Here is a 25144-nt window from a genome sequence, read left to right on the forward strand (position 1 = left end):
TATCCCTGTGTTCTGCATGAATCTGCATCACACAATGGTATACTATTTACTGTTCAGATACTGATCGATAATCTCACTTGCACCTTCATAATCCATCGCATCTACCGTCATCCTTAACGCATTTAAGAATTCTATGTCAGCATCGCTATATTCATATTTTTCTATCTCGATAAATATCTCTTTAACAGACTTGATATCCGCATCCCGTAAGAAGCTACGCATATCCTTCAGCTGTCCACGATCAACAGAATCTTTCATTATCTTTTCCTGTGATTCTTCTGGATTGATCTTATCAAGATAAAGTCCGATATCCTTAAATAATCGTCTCAACATTGACACAAATTCATGCGTATTCTCTTTTGCATACTGCATATTTCCTATATTAATTGCCGATTCAAGATTGGCCGCTTTACGTTCGATGCTGTATGCGCCGATATTACCACTGCTGCTCTTAATATCATGAATGATATTCCGATATTTTCTGACATCATCGTCGATATATTCTTCCAGTCTGTCCGCATCCTGTTCATAATCTTCCTTAAACGCCATAATAAATCGGTTAAATGTATCAAAATTGCCACCAAGCATCTTCAATGCATTTTCTACAACAATACTGTTCTCCAGAATATAAACATCATCCTTAAATCTGGATTCACTGATATATTGTCTGATATTGCTTGTCTTTTCTTTGATCTTCTCCTCCGGCAGGAATAACCGGAACACCCGTTCAATTCCATCCATTTCAAGGGGTTTTACCAGAACATCACTGAATCCCTCTTTAACAATCTCATCCCTGTTGCTCTCTACATTATTCTCTGAAAGCGCAACAATCGGAACTCTCTTATACTCTTCTCCATCCAGGCCTCTGATCTCACGAACAGTATCTGCTCCATCCATAACAGGCATCACGGTATCAATAAATATCATGTCATATGGTGTCACCATTACCTTATCGATTGCCTCAAAGCCCGATAATGCCGTATCACAGACCAACTCATATGATTCAAATATAACTTTCTGGATTCCCAGACTGACCTCAGAATCATCTACAAGAAGTATACGTACATCCGGCAGCCAGATTCTGGAACTCGAGTTACGGAAGGCCAACTCTTTTCGCTTGCTAACATTATAATTTACATAGCTGTAATCAAATACCTGCTGTATGATCGAGAACCGGATCGTCGTTCCTGCTCCATATGTGCTGTCAACCTCAGGAGTTCCACCCATACTCTCAATCAACTGTCGCGCGATCGCAAGCCCGATACTGACATCAAAATTACCGATATCTGTTCTGTCGTAAGAATCATCCAGATCAAAAAAGCTGTCCAAACGTTCTTCCTTTACACCCGTGCCTGTATCCGATATCTCTATATCCAGATATATACTGTCTTCTTTCTCGCATTCCTCAGGCGGAATCGTACGCCAGTCAACCGAAATACTTATACTTCCCTCTTTCGTCGTCTTAGCCGCCCTTTGATATAGATTAAGCAATATCTCTTTTATCTTTGAACAGTCACCAATCAGTCCATTTGGAATATCATCCTCAATACTTACTTTTATACTTACAAGCTCTCGATTGATCATCTCTTTAAATTGTATTGCCAGTTCTTCGATCACATCAGAAACTGCATATTCCTTTTCAACCAGATCAATTGTTCCATCCTGAAGATTTGATAGTCTGGAAATACCATCAATAATTCCAAGTATCTCATAACCGGAACCATAAACCGTTGATAATTGCTTTAGCTCTTCTTCATTTTGAGAATCTACATTACGGAGCAGCATCTCACTGATTGCAAGAATGGAATTCAACGGAACACGGATCTCACGGCTCAGATAATTAACATAATCATTCTTTGCCCGATTTGATTTCTCTGCTTGCTCATTCTTTTTACTTAATTCTTCTACCTGTTTATTTTTTCTGCCAAGTAATATGAAAATATATCTGGCAACCACTATGATCGTAATACAGGTCAGAATCACAAATAAAGCGATCAGAACCTTTGAAAATGATGTTTCCCAGAATTTCAATTCTTTTACGATTGAGAAAGACAGCGGTTCTTTACAGGCTATACCATCTGAATTCTCGGCCGTCAGGACAAAAGTATAGTCCCCGCCTTCCAGATTTGTATACTCCGCTTCAAGATAATCGGTCCCTGATAAGACACGATCCTTATCTTCAAAGCCTTCCAAATGATACTTTACCTGAATGTCTCCACGATTCACATAACTAAGAACCGAAAATTTCACAACGATACGGTTCGTATCTCCCGGAACGCGGATTTTACCATCCAGATCGGAAAATGCATATTCTTTATCATCAACCGTAACTGATGATATACGGACCTGTGGGGAAACCTCATTTGTATATATCTGATTCAGATCCAAAACACTGAGTCCCTGATCACAGCATACATATACTTTTCCAGTTGCTGATATATATTCTGTAGAATTATCCGAAATACCGGAAATCAACCCATCATTTTTTGTATAACTCTCACCTTCAGGCGCCGTTGAACTAAGCAGATCCCCCTCGTAATATTTCTGAATACCTCTGGATCCGAAGATCCATAAATTGCCGGATTCATCCATGATCAGATCTGCAATAGAATTTGATGAATCAATGGCACTAATCTGACGAATCACGCCCTCCTGATAGTACAGACCATTGTCTGTTCCGATCCAGATTCCATTACTGCCACCAACAATAGAAGAAACAATATTGGAATCCAGTCCGTCAGCTGCAGATAGTTTTCGAAGATTTGATTCTATGTCGATCGTATACAGACCGGAACCATTAGAACCTGCATACAGCGTTCCATCATCTCCCTGATACAGTGATATGATATCCGCATTTTCCATTCCGGAAAATCTGCCATAACTTGCTGCCACTTTACCATTACTGAGTATAGTAATACCATTCTCTGTACCGACTGCCATGCTTCCATCTTTCAGTTCAATTATACAGTTAACGGCATTACTGGTAAGAAGCGCTTCACTCTTATTATATACTTTATATTTACCTCTCGGATTAACCTTGATTACACCATAGAGACGATAAGAACATATCCATAAATTGTTTCTGGAATCCACACAAAAATCACGGATACTTTTGCCGGAAAGCATGGTCACCAGATCTGATTCTCTGTCCAATGTCCCATCTGCATTAATGATGTCCAGACCATCATCTGTACCAACATACAATCTCCCCTGATATTCTGTCACACAGTTTACAATGGATTCATTCATGCCATATTTCAGTGTCGCATTCTGGAATTTGCTTCGACCGAGAAACAGTAGTCCTTTTCGATAAGAGGTCATCCAATAATTACCTTCAAAGTCTACCAGAATATCACTCATCGATTCATTAAACGCAAGCCCGGTCACATATTGTATACCGCCGTCCTGATTTATGTAACCTATACCATCATCCGCAAGCACCCAGAATCTGTCTCCATATAAGCCAAGCTTATTGATACCACTGAGGGCAGCTGTTGAAATCAGGGTAAAATTTTTATTCGTCGTTAAACGAACAATCGTATGCCCAACCGTACCAATATAGCGATTTCCATCCGAATCCACATACAGGCTGTTCAGATCTTCTTCAGTATATGCCGCCTTATTTGTCTTACTGACGATCTCATTATTTTTAATATTGACAATCGTATCACTGTTTACTATCGCATACACATAAGATTTGTATCCGCCGATTGCAGTCACATCCGGATATACGATATCTTCATCAGCAACTAATGTCATATCTCCGTCTGAATAATAATAAATACCCGAAGATGTTGCCAGCCATATCTTACCCTCTTCATCTTCATACATACTATGGATCGTTGTTATCTCTGCATCGGATGGATTTGTTACACGAAAAAATTTGCCTTTATCATAGACAAACAAGCCATAATTTTCTGTTCCAACATATAACTCACCGGAAGATGTTGATAAAATACTGTTTACAGAATAAGCATTGCTTCCTTCATCTTCACCAAGTGTAAATTTACGGAATTCACTTCCGTCATATCGATACAGACCACTATCCGTTCCAATCCATATATATCCACTGGAAGACTGGACTATACAATTCGCCTCACCGCTCTCAAATCCATCTTCTTCTGTATACTCTGTCTGACTGTAATCAGAGGTAAAATTCTCTCCGGCAGACACAACTAGCCGTGGTGAAAAAAGTATCATCACGGCTGCTGCTATTAAAATAATCATTCTGATTTTTGAATGTAACTGCTTCATAGTTTTCTTATGCACCTAATAAAAATGCTACATATCCTTTTTTAGTTTCGTAAATATCCGCTTTGGAGGTGATCTCCCATGGAGCATGCATGTTTAATACTGCCACACCACAGTCCACAACTTCCATTCCATATAATGATAAGATATAAGCGATCGTACCGCCACCGCCAACATCTACTTTACCAAGCTCTGCTGTCTGATAGTATACTCCTGCATCATCCATCACCTTACGGATAGCTGCGAGATATTCTGCATTTGCATCGTTGGAACCGGATTTGCCTCTTGCACCTGTAAACTTGTTAAATACCATACCTTCACCAAAGATAGCTGCATTCTTCTTGTCAAATGCACTTGCAAAGGTTGGATCATAGCCTGCAGATACGTCAGAGGATAACATTCTGGAGGATGCCAGACATCTTCTGAGTGCCAGTTCATTATAACAGCCCATCGCATTCATGATCTCAGCGACTGTATTCTCAAAGAAATGAGACTGCATTCCGGTTGCCCCCACGCTTCCGATCTCCTCTTTATCTGTCAACAGACAACAGGTCGTCTTTTCTACATCTTCTGCTTCCAACATCGCAACCATAGATGTATATGCACATACTCTGTCATCCTGTCCGTATGCCATGACCATACTCTCATCGATTCCACAGTTTCTTGCCTTTCCTGCCGGGACGATCTCAAGCTCTGCTGAAATGAAATCCTCTTCCTTCATTCCATATTTCTTCTTCAGAAGTGCAAGTACCTGTTCCTTTACTGCTTCTTTTTCTTTTCCCTTTAACGGCTTACTTGCAAATAAGATATCCAACTCTTCTCCTTCGATGACCTTATTTGCCTTTTTTTCCATCTGGGTACCGGCAAGATGGATCAGCAGATCGGTAACACAAAATACAGGATCATTCTTGTCTTCCCCAATGTTTACCTCTACAACTTCTCCGCCTGTCTTGGCAACTACACCATGGATAGCAAGTGGTAAAGTTACCCACTGATACTTCTTGATTCCACCATAATAATGCGTATCCAGATAAGCAAATCCCTCTTTCTCATATAATGGGATCTGTTTGATATCCATGCGTGGGGAATCAATATGTGCGCCAAGAATATTCATACCCTTTTCGATATTCTTCTTACCGATGTTAAATAGCGCTACGGTCTTATTCATCCATACCGCATATACCTTTGAACCTTTTGTCAGCTTCCTGCCTTCTTTGATTACATCCTGAATATCTTCATATCCGGCTTTTTTTACCTGTTTTACGATCTCTTTTACACATTCCCGCTCCGTTTTTCCTGCATCCAGAAATTCACGATAAGCTTTACATAATTTTTCCAGCTTTGCAAGTTCTTCCTTGTCATAACTGTTCCATGCATTTTTATCTTTCATTTTTATGCCTCCTAAACATATAAGTCATTGCTTATACTCTTTTTTATATATATAATGGCATTTCTGCGGATCCTGTATGTCACAAGTCCGAGAATTACCAGATAGATTGCAAAGATCATAAAAGAATCCATCCTTGTAAACTTAAATAAACAAAAACCGATTCCACATAGGATCATGGATACCAGAATTGCAATCGCCATATTAAAGAACGCATTCAAATTGCCTCTGAGCGCTCCGTATTCATCTTCCCAGTTTAATTTCGGATGTGTTGCGTCCAACCAAAGGCCGATATAAGTACAACACATAACCGACAATAACGCAATAATAATAAAATAAATTGCTGTTGGCACACTGATATGCATACAGACACATAATACGATAATCGTAATTATAACCGTAATTCCGCTATATACCAGACTGACACCTGCTTTGATCCCAATCTGTGTCCGATAGCTGACCGGTACATATTTGATAAAGCTGAAATGCTCTCCCTCTCTTGTAAATGAGGTTGATGCGATACTGTTCATTGCTGTTGCAAAGAAGGAAACGATCAGCACCAGCAATAATGCGATCAGATCGGATGCTACAAAACCTTTGGAAAGCAGATTCTCAAATGAAGTCATGAAGTTCTTTGTTGCAGGCAGAACAAACAATGCCACCGCAAGAAGCGGCCATATAATATTTACCATTACACAATATTTGCGATATGCCGGTGTCCGGTATAGTATCTTACATTCCTTCAGAAAATATGCTTTGTGAATACTTTTTTTCGCATATGCCGCATCAGAAACCACATCTTCTTTCTTCTCTGCTTTTCCGACAGATGAAACCAGATATACACCACGCAGATACAGCTTGCTTCCAAGAAAGAACAACAGTCCTGCCATAATCACATTTAGCAGAATGAACAGCAGGAAATATGCAATATTGTTCGTTTCAAGCGCTTTTAAGAATACAGGAACCGTAAAGAATATCTTTCCCATGATCACTGTAAACATATTATTATGATTCATCAGACCATCAATATAATTGTTAATATTGATGCTGTCCATCTGAATAAACGATAATAAAAAGAGTCCGAGGAAAATAACGGTTACCAGTCCTGTCATGACATCTACATTCCGAAACAGTTTTATCCGGCTTAAAAATGCCATACAAAGTAAAGCGAAAATACCGCAATATACAAGCGGAAGGATCGGAAGCAGTGCAACTCCGACCAATGCAGTCAGTGCAGATACCGGCTTAAATCCGGCAGCTATGAAGTAGCCTACAAAGCCACTGAATAAAACCATAAACTCCATAACACTCTCTGCGATATATGCATTTACAAATTTGGCTGCTACGATCTCACCCGGCTTTACCGGAAGTGGAAGCAGATGATCCAGATCCGATGAAAAAAACAGTACATTAAACAGTACCATCACCGAAAAGATCATGCCAAATACGGACATCAACTGTATGATCAGCTCTACACCTTCGGTCATTCCTCCGGCTTCTATCAGTGCTTCTGTCATAATATATACAATAAATCCAACGACCAGACAACAGGGAACCATGATACAGAACATCGCAAGTGAACCAAGTGTCTTATATACCTTCGCTTTTTCTCCGGTGTCCGGCATCGTCATCTCTGTATCCTTTGCCATTACTCTGGTCAAATACAAAAAATTCTTCATAAGCACTCTATTCCTCATGTGTCATTTCTATAAATATATCTTCCAGTGACTTATTCTTATGTGCGGCAACCAGATCATCCAGCGTTCCCTGATAGATATCATGACCTTTCTTGATCATGATGATATTATCACACAATTTCTCTGCAACTTCCAGAACATGCGTTGAGAAAAATACGCAGTTACCTTCATCCGCATGCTCCCGCATCATCTTCTTTAATTCATATGCCGCATTCGGATCCAATCCGGTCATCGGTTCATCTAAGATCCAGACCGGTGGTTTATGTACTAATGCGCCTATTACCATCATTTTCTGGCGCATACCATGCGAATAGCTGACCATTTGTTTATTTAAGCTGTCTTCCATACCAAAACGCCCAGCCATTTCCTCTAACCGCTTCTTACGGTCAGTCTCTGATACACCATAAATATCTGCAATGAAATTCACATATTCCAGTCCTGTCAACCGTAAAAAGATATCAGGATTATCTGCAATATATCCGATCGACTGTTTTGCCTCAAGTGGATCTTTCCGGATATCATGACCATTGATCTGAACTCTGCCCTCTGTCGGATTTAATATGCCTGTCAGCATCTTGATCGTTGTCGTCTTCCCCGCACCATTCTGCCCTACGAATCCGACGATCTCACCTTTCTTAATATGAAAGCTTAAATTGTTTACGGACACAAAATCTTTACCGTAAATTTTCTTTAAGTTATTGGCTATTATCATTCTTTATCTTCTCCCGGTTCTTATCTGTCACACCATCGTTTCTATCTGGTCTGTCATTTATCAAAATACTTCTTTCCATTTGGTTTTAATTATACCAAGCACCTAATCTCTTTACAATATAAATATACCAAAGGCAGCCTGAAAATACTCTGCATAGTAACAGGCTGCCATCTTCTTTAAATGATTGTCCGTGGACATTTTACTGTTTATAAGTTGATACTGTCATCAAAATGAAAGGCATAGATGATCTTCTCTGTTACCATTCTTCCGGTAAGCTGATGTATCGTCTTTGCATACATATCAAGCTGCACATGATAACGGCTGACCAGATCCGATATCTGATCCACCCGATCTGTCTTGTAGTCCATTAAAACCACCTGATCTCCTTCCAGAAAATAGGCATCGATCACTCCCTGAACCACGACCATATCCTTGCTGTCTTTATACTCAGGTGATATATCTTCCGGCTTCATGCCGATATAAAACTGCTGCTCCCGGTATAAGGTATGGTTCTTCTGTGCTTCTGCCATACGGATTCCTAGCGGACTGTTGACCATGTTATAAATCTTATCTGCACGGACATGCTCTCTGTACCGTTCTTCCAGATATCCATGATCAAAAAATGACCGGATCTGCTCTCTGATCTCATCCATGCTGTTTCTTGTAAAATCAATAAGCTCCATGATCTTATGGATCACAGTACCCATCTCATTTCCTTTTACAGGCTCCTCCTTCATGCGGGAATGAAGCACCGGTATTGTAAGCTCTGCTTCTGTCACAGGCGGCTGATACAGGTCAGATCCCGGATTCTCCTCTCCGCGGTGTGCCAGTCGTTTGATCTCTGTAACGGACATCTTATTTTTTACTGCCTGCTCTGTTTTATACGGGTAGGTATAATCTAAAAGTTCCTTATACTTTTCATATAACTGACGATCTTCCTGTGCAATCATGCTCTTAGATTTATTCTCTGTTTCATTCTCTGTCTGTACAGCATTTTCTTCTGACATATCTGTTTTTGTTCCGGCAAGTATCTGATTCTGATAGCCGGTCTTTGCAAGTACCCAGGTTGCATAAGTATCCTTTCTGCATACAATATCTTCTGATACGATATGCATAGATAACGCCGATAAGATCCAGTCCATAAAACAGCCGGCTTCCATTCTGGTGATATATGGAAGCTCCATCCGCATCTGTCCGGACGCTTCAATAAGAAAATCAGTCTGCAGCGGATAATCAAAGACTGCCTTTTCCGCTCCGGGGTCTTTTACCGCCGCTGTCATATATAACTTCTCTTTTGCTCTTGACAGGGCAACATATAAGATACGGATCTCCTCCGCCAGCTTCTCTGCATTCATGACACTGAGCATGGCCGCTCTTGCAAATGTTTTCTTCTTCGCACGGTTCTTCCGGTCGATCGCATAACCTGCCAGATAGCTGTCTGCATTTACCGTCACCGGAGATAAGGCATCCAGATTCGAAAAACGATTTGCCAGTCCACTGACAAATACAACCGGAAATTCCAGTCCCTTGCTCTTATGCATCGTCATCATCACAACAGAATCGTCATCATCTCCAAGCACCGACGCTTCTGCAAAATCCAGATCATTCGTCTTCAGCCGGTCCATGTAACGCAGGAAATTAAACAGTCCACGAAAACTGCTGTCCTCATAGGTATCCGCTTTCTGGATCAGCATATCGATATTTGCCTGTCTTCGTTTTCCCGACTGCATCGCGCCAACAAACCAATAATATCCGGTCTGCTCCAATATCGAATGAAGCAGTTCACTGATACTCATATAGTTTTTATCTGCCTTCCAGCTATCCAGCATACGAAGAAACTGTCGAAGCTCCTCTGAAGCTTCTGAGTCCGGCTTTTCTGCATAATAACAGACCTTCTGATAAAAACTTGCCGTCCGCGCCAGATTCTTCTCATGATCCTTGAAGTCCCGATCATAGATACCTACAATCTCTGCAAGCTCCTGTTCCTTTACACCTGCAAGCGGTGAACGAAGGACTGCTGCAAGTGCATAATCCTGATGGGAATTATCGATCACCGCTAGCATATCAAGCAGGGTACTGATCTCGATCGCATCAAAATATCCACTCTCGCTCTCTACAAATAATGGAATCCCACGCTCCGCAAATGCTTCCTCAAAGGCTTTTGCATTCTTCTTCACACTTCGCATCAATACCGCAATATCCCGGTAAGAAACCCTTCTGGTCTCTCCGTTATCTCCATCCGGAATATAAAGTGGTTTATCACCCTTCACTAACTCATAGATCTCATCTGCGATCATCCGTGCCTCTATATCCACATTTGTTAACGACCGTATCTCTTCCGGCTGGGATTTCTCCGAATCTGCGCAATCATTCCTTACGATCAGGATCTCGGATCCATACCCCATATTATTCTTGTCTTGTCTTCCGATATGCAGCTTTGCCGATTCATCATAATCGATCCCGCCCAGATTCTCTGACATCAACGGTTCAAAGATCTGGTTGATCGTATCAATCACCTTTCCTGCACTTCGGAAATTATTCGAAAGCAGGATCTTCTGATCTTCTGCATCTTCCCGGTCAGAATATGTATTATATTTATTCAGGAACAGATCCGGTCTTGCCATACGAAAACGGTAGATACTCTGCTTGATATCCCCCACCATAAACATATTCTTCCGATCTTCTCCGTGACCTGTCACACAATTTAAGATATCTTCCTGTAAAAAGTTGCTGTCCTGATATTCATCGATCAGGATCTCACGATACCGTCTGGCAACCGTCTTTCCTGCTTCCGATGGAATCACACAGCCATTCTCATCCGTTCCTGCACACAGGATGTCATAGGCAAATTCTGAAATATCACGGAATTCATACAAATTCCTGTCGAGCTTTTCTTCCTTTAACCGCTCCATATAGGAACGTGTCAGGGATAATAAAGCTGACAATGGTCCTTTCATCATCGCACATTCTGAAAGTATGACACCTGTCGGACGGAACAATGCCATCATGTCCTTTACACTCCCACGATAGGTCTGCATAGTCGTCTTTACATACTGCTGTTTCTCCGGATCACAGGCTGCGATACGCTTCAGATTGGAAAATTTGGAAACCCGTTTATATGCCTCATCCATATCCTCGGCCTGTCTCAGATTCCGCAGTAATTCCAGATCCAAGCGTATAATAGGATCATAACCTGCAGGACCATCTGCTTCACCTGCAATCTCTAAGCACTGTTCTGCCTGACCGATCGCTGAATCAAGCGTGTCTGCTACGATCTGCATATAATCCCGATACCATTTTAAGGTATACAGTTCTTCCTTTGTTGATACTTCAAGTGCTGTTTCTGCTTCATTTATCCAACGTTCCGGCTTCGGATAACCGGAAGCAACCCGGTAGATCTGATAGACCAGCTCCCGGATCTTCTCATCCGATTCTTTTCTCGCAAAGCTGTCTACCAGTCCGATAAATTCATCGGATGCTTCCTGATATTTCTGTTCTAATACTTCATCCAATATATCATTCTTGATCAGATCCATCTCTGCATTATCTGCTATATCAAAAGAGGAATCGATCCCGATCATCTGAAAATAGTCTTTTACGATTCCAAGGCAGAAGCTGTCGATCGTCATAATATCTGCCCGTGGCAGCAGGGATAACTGCTTAACGATATGCTCATCCTCCGGATGATCTTCGGCTGCCTGCTCAAGCTTATCGGCAATCTTCTCTTTCATCTGGGCAGCCGCAGCTCTGGTAAATGTTACAACCAGAACCTCATCAATATCGATTTTCTCCTCTGCCTTATTGCCATCCGCATCAACTCCCATGACCATCTCAAGAATCCGTTCTACAAGGACAGCCGTCTTACCGGAGCCTGCCGCAGCAGATACCAGAAGATTACCATGTCTGGAATTAATGACTGATTTCTGTTCATCTGTCCATGAAATACCCATCTCTGCTACTCCTCCCTGTACCGCTTAAGCTTCTCGTTATCCGGTCTGCGATATTGATTTCCGCCATTCTTAACATCAAAATGACAGATATTCTTAAACTCACAATAATCACAGCCTGTATTGCTCTTATTCTTATATGGCTCGATCGCGATCTTTCCCTCTGCGATCTGACTTCCAAGTTCTTCTATATTCTCTCTCGTCAATTCCATGATCGTCCGGATCTGGTCTGCCGATACCACATTCTCACTTTTCTTGATGTCACCATTTTTATCAAGTTTTACCGGAAGTGACTGATTGCAGGTATGATCCATCTTCTGTATCACGGCAGGTGATTCATTGACAAATCCCTGCAGCTTCATTTTCTCCATTCTCTCAGCGTCTAATTTCTCCTGATCCGAGAATTCCGGCTGCTCTGTATCGGTATCAATCTCCGAAGATTCAATCTCGATCACCGGATCATCAAAGCTGTAATATAATAAACCGGCGATCTGAATATTCTTATCGGGATAGATCATTTTTTCAATCTCATATGCGATCGCAGAATAGGTCACAAGCTGAAGCTGTTCTCCATTCAGTATCTCCTCCAGACTGAGTTTTCTGGCAGATGATTTGTAGTCGATCACCTTGATATAAACGGTTCCATCCTCTTCTTCCACATCCACACGGTCGATCTTACCATTGATGCTCATCTGGATCTGATTTGGAAGCTCAAACAGATAGGAACCCACTTCATCCTTTGCGGAATCAAAGGTCTTTTCCAGCATTCCAGGCTTCATGCTGCCAAGTCTTATATGCTTCTGTAACATACCGGCGGATGTCTGTGCCATACGTTCGATCATCTGAAGCATGTAGGCATTTCTTGCATTATCTTCAAAGAAATCTCCTGCCGATTCCTCCGCTGCACGATTTACAAGCTCCGTGACCATCAGCATTCTTTCATCTTCCGGAAAATTCTCCCAGTCATTATTTCTGGTGTCTCTTACCTGCTTAAACAGTCCTTCCATTACACTGTGAAGGATAACTCCGACATTTCTGACATCGACCTGATACATTTCCCGCTCTTTTAGACGCAGACCATATTTTAAGAAATATGCAAATCCGCATCTGGCATATAATTCAAGCTTCGATACTGATGCATGCAGATATCTGCCATATAACAGGGCGATCGTCTCCGGTGGAAGCTGTTCTGCCACGTTTCTGTATGTTCTGCCTTTATAAATGGCTGTCAATTCTCCGGCAAATCCCTTTTCTGTCAAGATTCTTGTCAGTATCCGGCTCTCTGCATCTTCGCTATCCTCTGCACGGAGAATCCGTCTTAATGAACGGTTGACGGTATCCGGCATACAGGAAGCAGCATCATACTCTTCTGCCTGAAGGGACGGAAAAATGCTGCTGATCCTTCCAAGCAGATAAGACGGACGCATGCTTTCAAGTGATGCGCTTAATTTATGATACGATATATACAGATAATCGGATGGTTTCGTCAGTATCGTATAAATATAAAACTGCTCGATATAGCTGTTCTGTTTGTCGGATGGAGCAAGCTCCAGGCCGCAGTCTGACAAAATATCCCGGTCTCTGTCACTTAGGATTCTTCCCTTTTTCGGTGCTTTTGGCACGATTCCATCATTGACCGATGTAAAGAATAACACCTTTATATGATTTAATCTTGACCTTGTGATATCTCCGATCAACACCCGATCAACCGTAGGCGGTACAACACCGACTTCAATATCTGAAAGTCCGGTATCCACGATCTCATAAAACTCTTTCACGCTCATCTTTGTATCGCCTAAGAGTTCCGCTATCTTATCAAATAACCGGACCGTTTTCTCAAAGATCTGACCATAAGCATCTCCTTCATTGATCCGGTTTTCTTCATATAATTCATTCTTTCTGGCTTCTAACTTCTCATACATATGAATCTGAAGCAGAAAGTCATAAAGGGCTTCCACATAATCTTTTGTGACTGCCTTTTTATCTGCAAAGACCTTACGGATATCCCCAAACATCTTCATAAATGCCTGACGGATCTCTTCTATATTTACCGGAGAGGTCTTCTCATAGTTTTCAGATACTGCCCGGTTCCATCTGCTGTAGCCACGGACACCACGCTTTAATGCATAATTTTCCAGAAGCTCTATATCCTCAAAGGACAGATCTGTCATACCCGCTTTTAAGAACCGGAACACACTGTCATAGGAGAAATCATCTGCCAGAACCGCCAGTACACTTCGGATCGTTTCCGCACATGGATTTGCTTTCAGGCAGGCATTTGCATCGATAAATACAGGGATCTCATATTCATCCATCACCCGTTCATAGATGTGGGATGCCTGTTCCAGATCTCCCGCTACGATCGCGATATCCTTATAACGGTATCCTTTCTCCCGCACGAGCCTCCTTATCGTAGATGCGACAAATACGATCTCGTCCTGCGCATCTCCTGTCGCTGTCAGATGGATCCGCTCTAATGGCTGCTTCCATTTCTGATACGGACTACGGAACAAATTCCGCTCCAGGAAAAACAGTTCTCGGTTCTCCCCCAGACGATAGTTGATTGTTCCAGGCAGAACGACCGGAGACTCAATCTCCACACCAGCGGCTGCTGCCGCTTCTGTTAATTTCTTTATCGTAGTCTTTGTCAGATAGAATAATTCGTAGTCTTTTATATGCTCATATTTCTGATCTCTGTCATCTAATGTAAAGGAAAAGGTCAGATCATCCGCACAGGTCATCAACTTCTCAACAAGTTCAAGCTGTACCGGCGTAAATCCGGTAAACCCATCAAAATACAGCGAACTGCCACACACAAGTTTAGACTGGCCAACATGTCTGGTCAACAGTTCCACCAACTGTTCTGCCACAATATAGCGTTCACCTGCAAATGCTTCAAATTCTTCGTAAATGTGTCTGATATCCTGCATTTTACCTGCAACAACGCTATCCTCCGAAATCTGCTCCATGATCTCATCGATCGTATCCTGCTTGATATTATACTGAAAGATCTCCGACATCATGGATTTCATCTCATCCACAAATCCAAGCTTGTCGTAATAGCTTCCATATACCTGTAAGGTGTCCTGCTGTTCACATAAGATCTTCTTGATCAGCATACTTTTTCCAAAGTCTTCCAGCACCTGTCCGGTGCTGATCCCCAGTTCATCAAATACACGATATGCCAACCGGTTCATGCCGATCGCATCAATGTTCATCATGCCTCCGGCCGGATGCATTGTGACCAGTTCTCTCTGTGCTTCCATCGTATACTGTTCCGGCACGATCAGATAAAAATTCCGCTCCGGTTCTTTTATCGATGCCTGAATGATTTCATTGTAAATCTGTCTGGATTTTCCTGATCCGGATGCTCCAAGTAAGAATCGAACTGACATAACGGTCTCCTTTCACTCATCTGTCAAGCAATACTCTTTTTCTGACTCTCTCTTTGCTAAGCCATATTTACTTCAATATTGTTTTACTAACCATCTGTTCTTTGGTTATATTTTGTTTTCTCCGTGAATACAATATAGTAATAATAAATGAGGGGAATATTTATATGGCATCCACAAAGCTTATCGTTTTAAAATCTAAAGAAATCATATACACGGTTATTTTTCTCGGACTTGTCGCCCTGTTTATCATCATACTGACGATCATGTTCAAAAAACCTGCCACCGTTTCAGAAACTGCTTCTTCGAATACCGCTTCCGAAACAACGGAGCCTTCTTATAACCCCGGTACATATGATTCTACTATCACGCTTGGCGAATCTACTCTGTCTGTTATGGTTACGGTTGATGAACATTCTATCCGGGATGTTGCGCTCTCCAACCTGGACGAAAGTGTCACCACCATGTATCCGCTCCTGTCGTCTTCTTTAGAGGCGATCAACACCGACCTGCAGTATGTGTCATCCGTTGACAACCTCACCGTTTCCGGCGATACCAAGTATACCTCAATGCTGCTGATCAACGCCATCAAAGAGGCGCTTGCCAAGGCTGTGGCTCAATGAAATCGAACGATATATGCCTTGTTACCGTACAATCACCTGAATAGTATGCTCCTTATTTCGCAGAACGCTCTCGCTCTATCCTCGGCGTAACGGTACATAGGACAGCAAACTACGCTGTCCAAGTACCGACGCTCGGACAGGTCTGCTACATAAGGACATTCTACTCAGGTGATTTGTGCTTCTATACCAAGATGCGTTATATAACATTTCTGTATGTCAGTTTTTTGTACACTAGCACACTATTGTCCCAGCCTTGGCTGCGCTGCCTTTCAATCATAAATCGCATAGCCAAATATTTCTTTATATGCTTACCACAATATAGAAGGATGATAGGTGTTATATTTTATGAAGCAAACCTCTCCTCACGCCGGTACTTGGCGAACTGCGGATGCAGGGAGCCTTAGGTACCGCTGCGTTGAGGATAGAGCGAAAGCGTTTTGCGGAATAAAGATATAACAGCCTGCCAGCCTTCGTCCTTGTGCCTCAACGTAAAGGCTAGCGTCTAATGCTTGGTTACGATGTCGTTCCGGTCTTTGTAGATGCTGTTTGATGGCACATAGCCTCTGACACGGGACAATGGGTAGATGTTTGAATGTGAGCCGATCACAGTTCCCGGATTTAAAACGCTGTTACAACCAACCTCTACATAATCGCCGAGCATTGCGCCAAATTTCTTCATGCCGGTTGCAATATCGAAGTCCGCACCTTTGACATGCACCAGTGTTTTGTCTGACTTGACATTAGAGGTAATGCTACCTGCTCCCATATGAGAATGGAAGCCAAGGATCGAATCACCTACATAGTTATAATGTGGAACCTGCACATTATTAAAGATAATGACATTCTTTAACTCTGTGGAGTTACCGACAACGCAGTTATCTCCCACTAAAGCACTTCCACGAATAAATGCACACTGTCTGACCTCTGTATCTTTTCCAATAATACATGGGCCTGCAATATAAGCAGAATCAAATACAGTTGCTGATTTATGAATCCAGATATTTTCACCACGTTTCTCATACTCTTCCGGATCTAAGCTGTTTCCAAGTTCAATGATAAAGTCCTTGATCTTCGGAAGCGCTTCCCACGGATATGTAACGCTTTCAAGCAATGGCTTTGCTGCTGTCTCTGTCAGATCATATAATTCTTTGATCGTTACCTGTTTTACTGTTTCATTATTCATTTTCTTATACCTCACTATCTTTTTCAGAATTTAATAGAAAACAATCATTCGCCCGCAAAGGACAATTTTTATCTAAAAAACAATCATTTATCCACAAAGAATAATTCTTTTTTAAAAAGCAATCATCTATCCACAAAGGATAATTCTTTCTATTAAGCAACTATGTTCAAGGTTATTTTTTATAATATACCCTTGTTCTGTCAAATACTGTTGTAATCTGGTTCTGATTGCTGATTCCCTTTACCAGATTTGTATATTTGATCACAAAGGTGTTCATCTTGTCTGTATATTCTTCTTTCGTGATCGAACCATCAGCGACACCACACAAGCCTTTTTCCCAGCTTGCCGTCAGATCCGCCCGAAGCAGTCCGTTGATTGAATAATAAACAACATCATAAATAATCTCGCCGAGAAATGTCGGTGTTACAATCTGCGTTTTCTTATTCAGAGCAATGTATTTGTTATTTACAAGCTTGGTGATGATTCCATCTCTGGTCGCACTGGTTCCAATACCTGCGCCCTTGATCTGCTCACGAAGCTCCTCATCCTCGATAAACTGTCCGGCATTTTCCATCGTCAGGATAAGCGTACCGGAATTGTAGCGTTTCGGAGGTGATGTCTCACCCTCTTTGATCTCGAATTTGTCAAGTGAAAGAATATCTCCCTTTTTCAAATGTCCGATCGTCTCGATGAATTCCGGGCTGTACTTTGTATCATCCTTTTTCCTTGCAAAGCGGTTCGTGGCAACCTTCAGGTAACCTTCTTTTAACATATATTTGAAATTGGCAAATAAGAATTCATCCTGCTTTGCCAGTGTCATTGAAAGCTTCTGATATTCTGCTGCCGGATAAAAGATGCTTAAGAACCGTCTGCAAATAATCTCATACACATTTGCCGCGATCTCAGACAATCCCCTTAACGCACCCATGCCCTGTCCGGTCGGAATGATCGCATAATGGTCTGTGATCTGTTTATCATTTACATACTTGGTCTTTGCGATCGTCTTATAGATTCCCATGTTAAGAACCTCATCGGCATAGGCAGCCATCGGCGTATAGCGTTTCAGGCCGGATATGTTCTTATAAATTTCCTTTGCCACAGCCGTTGACAACACTCTGGCATCCGTTCTCGGATATGTCACCAGCTTCTTCTCGTATAACTCCTGCACGATCTTTAAGGTGTCGGACGGACTGATCTTAAAGAGGGAAGAACAGTCATTCTGCAACTCGGCAAGGTTATACAGCATTGGCGGAGCCTTCTTTTCTTTCTTCTTCTCACTTGCAACAAGCGTGGCTTCCATTCCATTTGCCGACAGCTTTTTTACCAGATCTTCTGCATCCTTCTTCTGCTTGAAACCATTTTCTTTATACAGAAGCGGTGAATTAAAATACGGTGTATCCTTTACTGCTTTCCATTCTGCCTCAAATGTCTGCCCGGCAACATTTACCGTACCAACAACACGGTAAAATGGTGTCTTTACAAATTCACGGATCTCCCGTTCCCGCTTCACGATAATGCCAAGTACACAAGTCATAACACGTCCAACCGCAATCACACATTTGTCCAGTTTCAGATAATTTCTTATCACATAGCTGTATTTTAACGATAAAGCTCTGGAGAAATTAATACCCATCAGATAATCTTCTTTTGCACGAAGATATGCGGCATCACTAAGCGAATCATATTCTGAAAGCGGCTTGGCTTCCCGGATCCCACGCAGGATCTCTTCCTCTGTCTGGGAGTCGATCCAGACTCTCCGCTTCTCTTTATTTCCAACCTTTGCCATCTGATCCACCAGACGATAGATGTATTCTCCCTCACGTCCTGAGTCGGTGCAGACATAGATACAGCCTACATCATCCCGGTTCAACAGCCCTGCTACGATCTTGAACTGCTTGCTGACATCCGGTATCACTTCATATTTGAATTCTGTCGGAATAAAAGGAATCGTAGCCAGATCCCATTTTCTTAATTTCTCGTCATAGGCATCCGGATAGCTCATCGTGATCAGATGTCCCACACACCAGGTCACAACAGAATCTTCCGATTCCAGATAGCCCGCTCCGGCATTTCCTTTTACACCAAGCACATCTGCAAACTGCCTTGCAACACTTGGTTTTTCTGCTATATATAAGTTCTTCAAATCAAACTCCTGATTCTTTTATATTTGATCAATATTACACATCACATCTTTTTATAATACCAGAAAAACGGGGTTTCGACCATAGCTTTTATGATATCCGTACAGTGATTCCATACGACAATGGCTCAAAGTAAAAAAGCACCCCGCCTTCTATTATAGAAAACGAGATGCCCTTTGACTATTTTAGGTTGTAATAAACATTTACTGTATTTGATCTTACTGCTCGAATAATAACTGCTCGTATGTAGGGAATGGCCATGCTGTCTTTGGAAGTTCTTTTTCCAATTCGTCAGCAGGTGTTCTTACAGAATCAAATGCTGCAAATACTACGTTGTGATAGTATTTTGCCCATGCTTCGATATCATCTTCGTAATCAGCAGCTTTTGCAACAAGCTCTTCCAGTTTTACAGTTGCTGTCTTCAGTTCTGCAAGCTTATCAGAGATTGTATTCAACAGAGATACCTGTACGCTTGGCTCGATACCAAGAGCTTTGATCTCAGCAGCGCCCTTTGCAAGCTCTGCCTGATATTCCATAACTGCTGGGATGATCTCTTCATTTGACATCTCGATCATTGTGAGTGCCTCAATGTTGATCTTCTTTGCGTAATTCTCAAGCATAACTTCTGCTCTGGCTGATAACTCTGCTTTATCCATAACGCCAAGGCCTTCAAAGATCTTAACGCTCTTATCTGCTGCCAGATATGGAACTGCATCTACCATACATTTGATATTTGGAAGTCCACGCTTCTCAGCTTCTGCGATCCATTCATCTGAATAACCATTTCCGTTGAAAATGATCTTCTGATGCTCTGTCAGAGTCTTTCTGATCAGTGCCTTACATGCTGTTTCGAAATCTTCTGCACCTTCCAGTTCGTCAGTCATCTTCTTTAACTGATCTGCAACGATCGTATTTAATACCATCATTGGGAATGCGATGGACTGTGTAGAACCTACCATACGGAACTCGAATTTGTTACCTGTAAATGCAAATGGTGATGTTCTGTTTCTATCTGTAGCATCCATTGTAAATGTAGGAAGTGTGGATGCACCGGATACATAAGTCTTGCCCTTTGGTGATTCTGTAGCTTCACCCTTCTCAATGATCTGCTTAACGATGGATTCAAGCTGTTCACCAAGGAATGCTGAAATAATTGCTGGAGGTGCTTCATTTGCTCCAAGTCTGTGGTCATTTCCTGCGGATGATGCGGACAGTCTTAACAACTCTGCATTGTTATCAACGGCTGCAAGAACGGCTGCAAGGAAGAACTGGAACTGAAGGTTTGTCTCCGGATGTTTACCAGGATCGATCAGGTTCTCGCCCTCATCTGTTGAGATTGACCAGTTGTTATGTTTACCGGAACCATTGACACCTGCAAATGGTTTCTCATGAAGAACACATTCCAGATCATGCTTTGCTGCGATCTTCTTCATCGTAGCCATAACCAGATGGTTCTGATCGGTTGCAATATTGGTTGTTGAGAAAATAGGTGCTAACTCATGCTGAGCAGGTGCAACTTCGTTGTGCTGTGTCTTAGCAAGAATACCGTATTTCCATAATTCTTCATTTAACTCGGTCATGTATGATGCAACCTTATCTTTGATCGCTGCAAAATACTGATCGTCAAGCTCCTGTCCTTTTGGAGGCATCGCACCGAATAAGGTACGTCCACAAAGCTTCAGGTCTGTTCTCTTGGCGAATTTCTTCTTATCGATCAGGAAGTATTCCTGCTCAGGACCAACAGAAGCTGTAACCTTCTTTGCTGATGTATTTCCAAATAATGCAAGTGCCTTTAAAGCTTCCTTGCTGATCGCATCCATGGAACGAAGAAGTGGGGTCTTGTAGTCAAGTGACTCACCTGTATATGATGTGAATGCTGCTGGGATGCAAAGGATACAGGTTCCTGCATCTGTTGTTTTTACAAATGCCGGTGAGGTACAATCCCATGCTGTATATCCTCTGGCTGCGCATGTCTCACGAAGTCCACCAGAAGGGAAGGATGAAGCATCCGGCTCGGATTTGATCAGCTCTTTACCTGTGAACTGAAGAATAACTCCGCCATCGCCTACTGTACTTACGAATGAATCATGCTTCTCGGCTGTTGTCTCTGTCAGTGGCTGGAACCAGTGAGTATAGTGTGTTGCGCCAAGTTCCATTGCCCATTCCTTCATTGCTGCTGCAACAGAATCTGCAATAGATGTATCAAGAGGTTCGCCCTTATCGATTGTGTTCTTCAAGGATTTATAAACTGCTTTTGGAAGACGCTCTCTCATAACCTGATCGGAGAAAACGTGTGAACCGAATACGGCTGAAATTTTGTTCATCATAATTTTGTACTTCCTTTCTTCTGATAAAACAAAAAAAGAAAGGTGTCCCAATGATTTGGAACACCTTTGTTCATTTCGTCTATTTATTTGATACAATATATATACTCCTTTTGATTTGAAAAATCAAGAGGAAAAATAAAAATTTTGAGGGAAAATTTTTTAGAAAGTTAACAGCAGTAACAATATCCAAAACATACTCACTTTTTTATCCTATAACTGCCAGTTTATATTTTCAGCATTTTTTGCAACCAGCAGTTTGGTTCTGAGTTCTGTATCATCCAGGTCTATAAAGTCACCATTTGAATAATACTTCCACTGTGCTACTTCCTGATTTCCCGACCAGTTCATTTCACTGATCACATAAAACTGCATCGAAGCCAACGGTTCCTATATTCCCAATTGAGGAAAATATCCAGTCCTTTTTATCTTTTATGCTTGAATTAACTACTTTTCGCGTACATTCTTTCAGGGACCGCACAGTCTCATTGGAATACAGTAAGGACAGAAAGCCCATCCCGAATCCTATTAAACATATAATCAACCCCATTAATTTCTTTTTCATATCTTCATCCCCCATATCTTATATATTTCTCCAACAATATATTCGTCACACCATCAGGCAAGAACCGCTTCTATTTCAACCCCAAGCACATCCCCAAGCGTTTCTGCCACCTTCTCCGCGGCATAAAGTTTATAATACAGTCTGGAATCCTGTTCTCCCATCTGGAAATATCCATCGATGATCGTATCCGAAACAGCCACTGCATAATATACTTCTCCCGGTACACTATCCTGATTGTTTGGATCAATATTTCCCGTTGTACCGGTAATACCGATTCCAATGTCTGCACGATATGCCTGTTTACAGGCTTCCGCCATTGCCCGCGCTGTTTCTTTTGAATATACACCATAGGTTTCTATCACCGCTTCCGGAACACCCTGCATGATCTTTGCTTCGTTGGAATAGGTTACAAATGCTCCTTTTAATATTGCAGATGCCCCTTCAGTATCTGTGATCATGGAAGCAATCTGCCCGCAGGTGATACTTTCCATGGTTGTGATCGTCATTTTCCTGTCGATCAGACAGCCTGTCAATCGTCTGTAATTATTCCGTATTGTCTTTTCCATCTGTTCATCCAGTTTTTTTCCTGCCATTTATCCTTCCGCCTTTGTTGCCTTTAATCTATTTATTATTATAATATATTCACAAAAGGATTTCCACAAGTGGAAATCCTTCTGTCATTTCTATTTATCTTATCTCTTCTCCACCACCAGGAGCTCCTCGTCGTTCTTCACCTTTCCGGTCTTTACCGGACGCAGTTTATAGCCATCCGGGAGCTCTGTTATAATGACAGGGGATATTAAGGATGGCGCATGCTTCTTCAGATAAGGAAGATCCAGCCGCATGACCGGCTGTCCGGCAGACACTATCTGTCCGGTCTCAACCAGTACGTCAAAGCCTTTGCCATTTAGCTTTACCGTATCGATTCCAATATGGATCATCACACCGATTCCCTGTTCCGTTACCAACCCTATGGCATGCTTCGTGTCGAAGACAAAAGCAATCGTTCCGGCAACAGGCGCGGTTATTTCAGGATCCGTTGGCAATACAGCGATTCCATCGCCCATCATTCCACTGGAAAATGCCTCATCTGGCACACTTGATAATTCAAAAACCTCTCCTGTAACCGGACTCAATATAGATACTGTATTATCATCCATATGCTTTTTCTGTCTGTTTCTTGCATTTCTCCCATTTTTCTCTTTGCCTGCAATGACATCCTCTCTCGGTCTTCCCTCATCTGCAATAACCACCTTCTCATCATACCCTTCCAGATAATCTTCCAGATTGGATTTGATCACAGACACCTTCGGGCCATAGATGACCTGTACGCCATATCCTTTTTTCACCACGCCGGATGCTCCGCTTGCCCGGAGAACATCTTCTTTTACAAGAGCTGCATCATATACCGTACAACGAAGTCTGGTTGCGCAGCAGTCAACATCCGATATATTGGCCTTGCCGCCGAGTCCTTCACAGATCAGTCTGGAAGTCTCCATCTGTGGGCTGTGATTCCGGAAAACATCCATATTCCGGTCATTGTCTGATCCCTGCTCTCCGGCATTTTCTCCATGCTTTCTGGCATCCATATCACTTCGACGATATAATTTCACTTCGTCATTGTTATCTCTACCCGGTGTTTTCAGATCAAACCGCCGGATCAGATGATAGAACAATACATAATATACGATAAAATAACCGATACCGACAATAACGATCCAGATCCAGTTCGTCTTTGCATTTCCCTGCATGATGCCGAACAGGGTAAGATCGATCAGACCGCCGGAGAAGGTCATTCCCACACCGACTTCAAATACATGCATCAGCATATAGGCAAAGCCTGCCAGAATACAATGGATTCCATACAGAGCCGGTGCGACAAATAAAAATGTGAATTCCAGCGGCTCTGTAATACCTGTGATCATGGCTGTAAGGGCTGCGGAAAGAAGCAGTCCGCCTGCTGCCTTCCGTTTCTCCGGTGCTGCTGTTTTATACATAGCAAGAGCAGCTCCCGGCAGACCAAATATCATAAGCGGGAATTTACCGGACATAAATCTGGTGGCTGATACCGCATACTTTGTAACGGATGGATCTGCAAGCTGTGCAAAGAAGATATTCTGTGCTCCTTCTACAACACGCCCACCAACCTCCAGCGTTCCTCCGACCGCAGTCTGCCAGAATGGCAGATAGAACACATGATGCAGGCCAAATGGTATCAGAAGACGTTCCATAAATCCATATACCCAGGTTCCTGCATAGCCGGAATTTAAAACCAGATCACCTATGGTATAGATGCCTTTCTGGATTGCCGGCCAGATAAAGAACATCAAAATACCAACTCCGGTATATACCAATGCTGATATGATCGGAACGAATCTGGAACCACCAAAGAAAGACAACACCTGCGGCAGTTCAATCTTATAAAAGCGGTTATGCAGGGCAGCCACACCAAGTCCTACCAGGATACCGCCAAATACACCCATTTGCAAAGATGTGATACCGCAGACAGAAGTAACCGCTCCTGCAAGCATTGCTTCCGTACCACCATTTATCGTGATCAGCGCATTGATCGATGCATGCATGATAAAGAATGCAATAGCCGCTGATAGCGCAGCAACTTCCTTCTCCTTTTTTGCCATACCGATCGCCACACCCATGGCAAACAGGATTGGCAAATTGGCAAATACCACATTTCCTGCCTCACTCATTACCTCAAATACAGCAGCAAATATCGTTCCCGGCCCAAGGATCCGCATCAGCCCATATGTTTCAAGCATGGTTTCATTGGTAAATGAGCTTCCGATTCCAAGCAGCAGTCCTGCCACCGGCAGGATCGCAATCGGAAGCATAAACGACCGTCCAACTCGTTGTAATATTCCAAATATTTTATCTTTCATAAAAAATCTCCCTGTTTCATAGATA

14 protein-coding genes are annotated in these 25144 nt (G+C 42.2%); 1 reads left to right on the forward strand and 13 read right to left on the reverse strand.

Annotation, left to right across the window (positions count from 1 at the left end):
• Positions 1 to 42: 42 nt before the first annotated feature.
• The 6 genes from LK416_06135 to LK416_06160 all read right to left on the reverse strand — a co-directional run bounded on the left by LK416_06135 (position 43) and on the right by LK416_06160 (position 15389).
• Positions 43 to 4254, reverse strand: a complete 4212-nt coding sequence (locus LK416_06135; protein UEA75752.1) for a response regulator — start codon at positions 4252 to 4254, stop codon at positions 43 to 45.
• 7 nt (positions 4255 to 4261) lie between these two features.
• Positions 4262 to 5641: an aminopeptidase gene (locus LK416_06140; GenBank protein ID UEA75753.1), complete on the reverse strand. Its 1380-nt coding sequence runs from the start codon at positions 5639 to 5641 to the stop codon at positions 4262 to 4264.
• 11 nt (positions 5642 to 5652) lie between these two features.
• Positions 5653 to 7317, reverse strand: coding sequence for a hypothetical protein (locus LK416_06145; protein UEA75754.1), 1665 nt, complete (start codon positions 7315 to 7317; stop codon positions 5653 to 5655).
• Between the two features lie 7 nt (positions 7318 to 7324).
• Positions 7325 to 8047 carry an ABC transporter ATP-binding protein gene (locus LK416_06150; GenBank protein ID UEA75755.1) on the reverse strand — a complete coding sequence of 241 codons (723 nt, stop codon included), beginning with the start codon at positions 8045 to 8047 and terminating at the stop codon, positions 7325 to 7327.
• Between the two features lie 206 nt (positions 8048 to 8253).
• The gene (gene addA / locus LK416_06155) at positions 8254 to 11997 is read right to left on the reverse strand and encodes a helicase-exonuclease AddAB subunit AddA (GenBank protein ID UEA75756.1); all 3744 of its coding nucleotides are present in this window, start codon (positions 11995 to 11997) and stop codon (positions 8254 to 8256) included.
• A 5-nt stretch (positions 11998 to 12002) separates the two neighbouring features.
• Positions 12003 to 15389, reverse strand: coding sequence for a PD-(D/E)XK nuclease family protein (locus LK416_06160; protein ID UEA75757.1), 3387 nt, complete (start codon positions 15387 to 15389; stop codon positions 12003 to 12005).
• Between the two features lie 164 nt (positions 15390 to 15553).
• Between LK416_06160 and LK416_06165 the strand changes: the two genes are divergently transcribed.
• Positions 15554 to 16009 (forward strand): hypothetical protein, encoded by a 456-nt coding sequence (locus tag LK416_06165; protein UEA75758.1) that lies wholly within the window; start codon positions 15554 to 15556, stop codon positions 16007 to 16009.
• 502 nt (positions 16010 to 16511) lie between these two features.
• On the opposite strand, the gene LK416_06170 is transcribed toward LK416_06165, so the two are convergent.
• The 7 genes from LK416_06170 to LK416_06200 form a co-directional block, all read right to left on the reverse strand.
• Positions 16512 to 17192, reverse strand: a complete 681-nt coding sequence (locus LK416_06170; GenBank protein UEA75759.1) for a UDP-N-acetylglucosamine pyrophosphorylase — start codon at positions 17190 to 17192, stop codon at positions 16512 to 16514.
• Positions 17193 to 17364: 172 nt separating this feature from the next.
• Positions 17365 to 19335 carry a type IA DNA topoisomerase gene (locus LK416_06175; GenBank protein ID UEA75760.1) on the reverse strand — a complete coding sequence of 657 codons (1971 nt, stop codon included), beginning with the start codon at positions 19333 to 19335 and terminating at the stop codon, positions 17365 to 17367.
• 216 nt (positions 19336 to 19551) lie between these two features.
• On the reverse strand, positions 19552 to 21660 hold the full coding sequence (locus LK416_06180; GenBank protein UEA75761.1) for a glutamine synthetase III: 2109 nt from the start codon (positions 21658 to 21660) through the stop codon (positions 19552 to 19554).
• Positions 21661 to 21870: 210 nt separating this feature from the next.
• A complete protein-coding gene (locus tag LK416_06185) occupies positions 21871 to 22032 on the reverse strand; it encodes a hypothetical protein (protein ID UEA75762.1) in 162 nt (53 codons plus the stop codon).
• On the reverse strand, positions 22010 to 22222 hold the full coding sequence (locus tag LK416_06190) for a hypothetical protein (GenBank protein ID UEA75763.1): 213 nt from the start codon (positions 22220 to 22222) through the stop codon (positions 22010 to 22012). Before LK416_06190 ends, LK416_06185 begins: the two co-directional genes overlap by 23 nt.
• A gap of 53 nt (positions 22223 to 22275) precedes the next feature.
• A complete protein-coding gene (locus tag LK416_06195; protein UEA75764.1) occupies positions 22276 to 22815 on the reverse strand; it encodes a CinA family protein in 540 nt (179 codons plus the stop codon).
• Between the two features lie 99 nt (positions 22816 to 22914).
• Positions 22915 to 25119, reverse strand: coding sequence for a glucose PTS transporter subunit IIA (locus LK416_06200; GenBank protein UEA75765.1), 2205 nt, complete (start codon positions 25117 to 25119; stop codon positions 22915 to 22917).
• Positions 25120 to 25144: the final 25 nt, after the last annotated feature.

It is taken from the genome of Lachnospiraceae bacterium GAM79, from assembly GCA_020735665.1.
Taxonomy (GTDB): domain Bacteria; phylum Bacillota; class Clostridia; order Lachnospirales; family Lachnospiraceae; genus Coprococcus.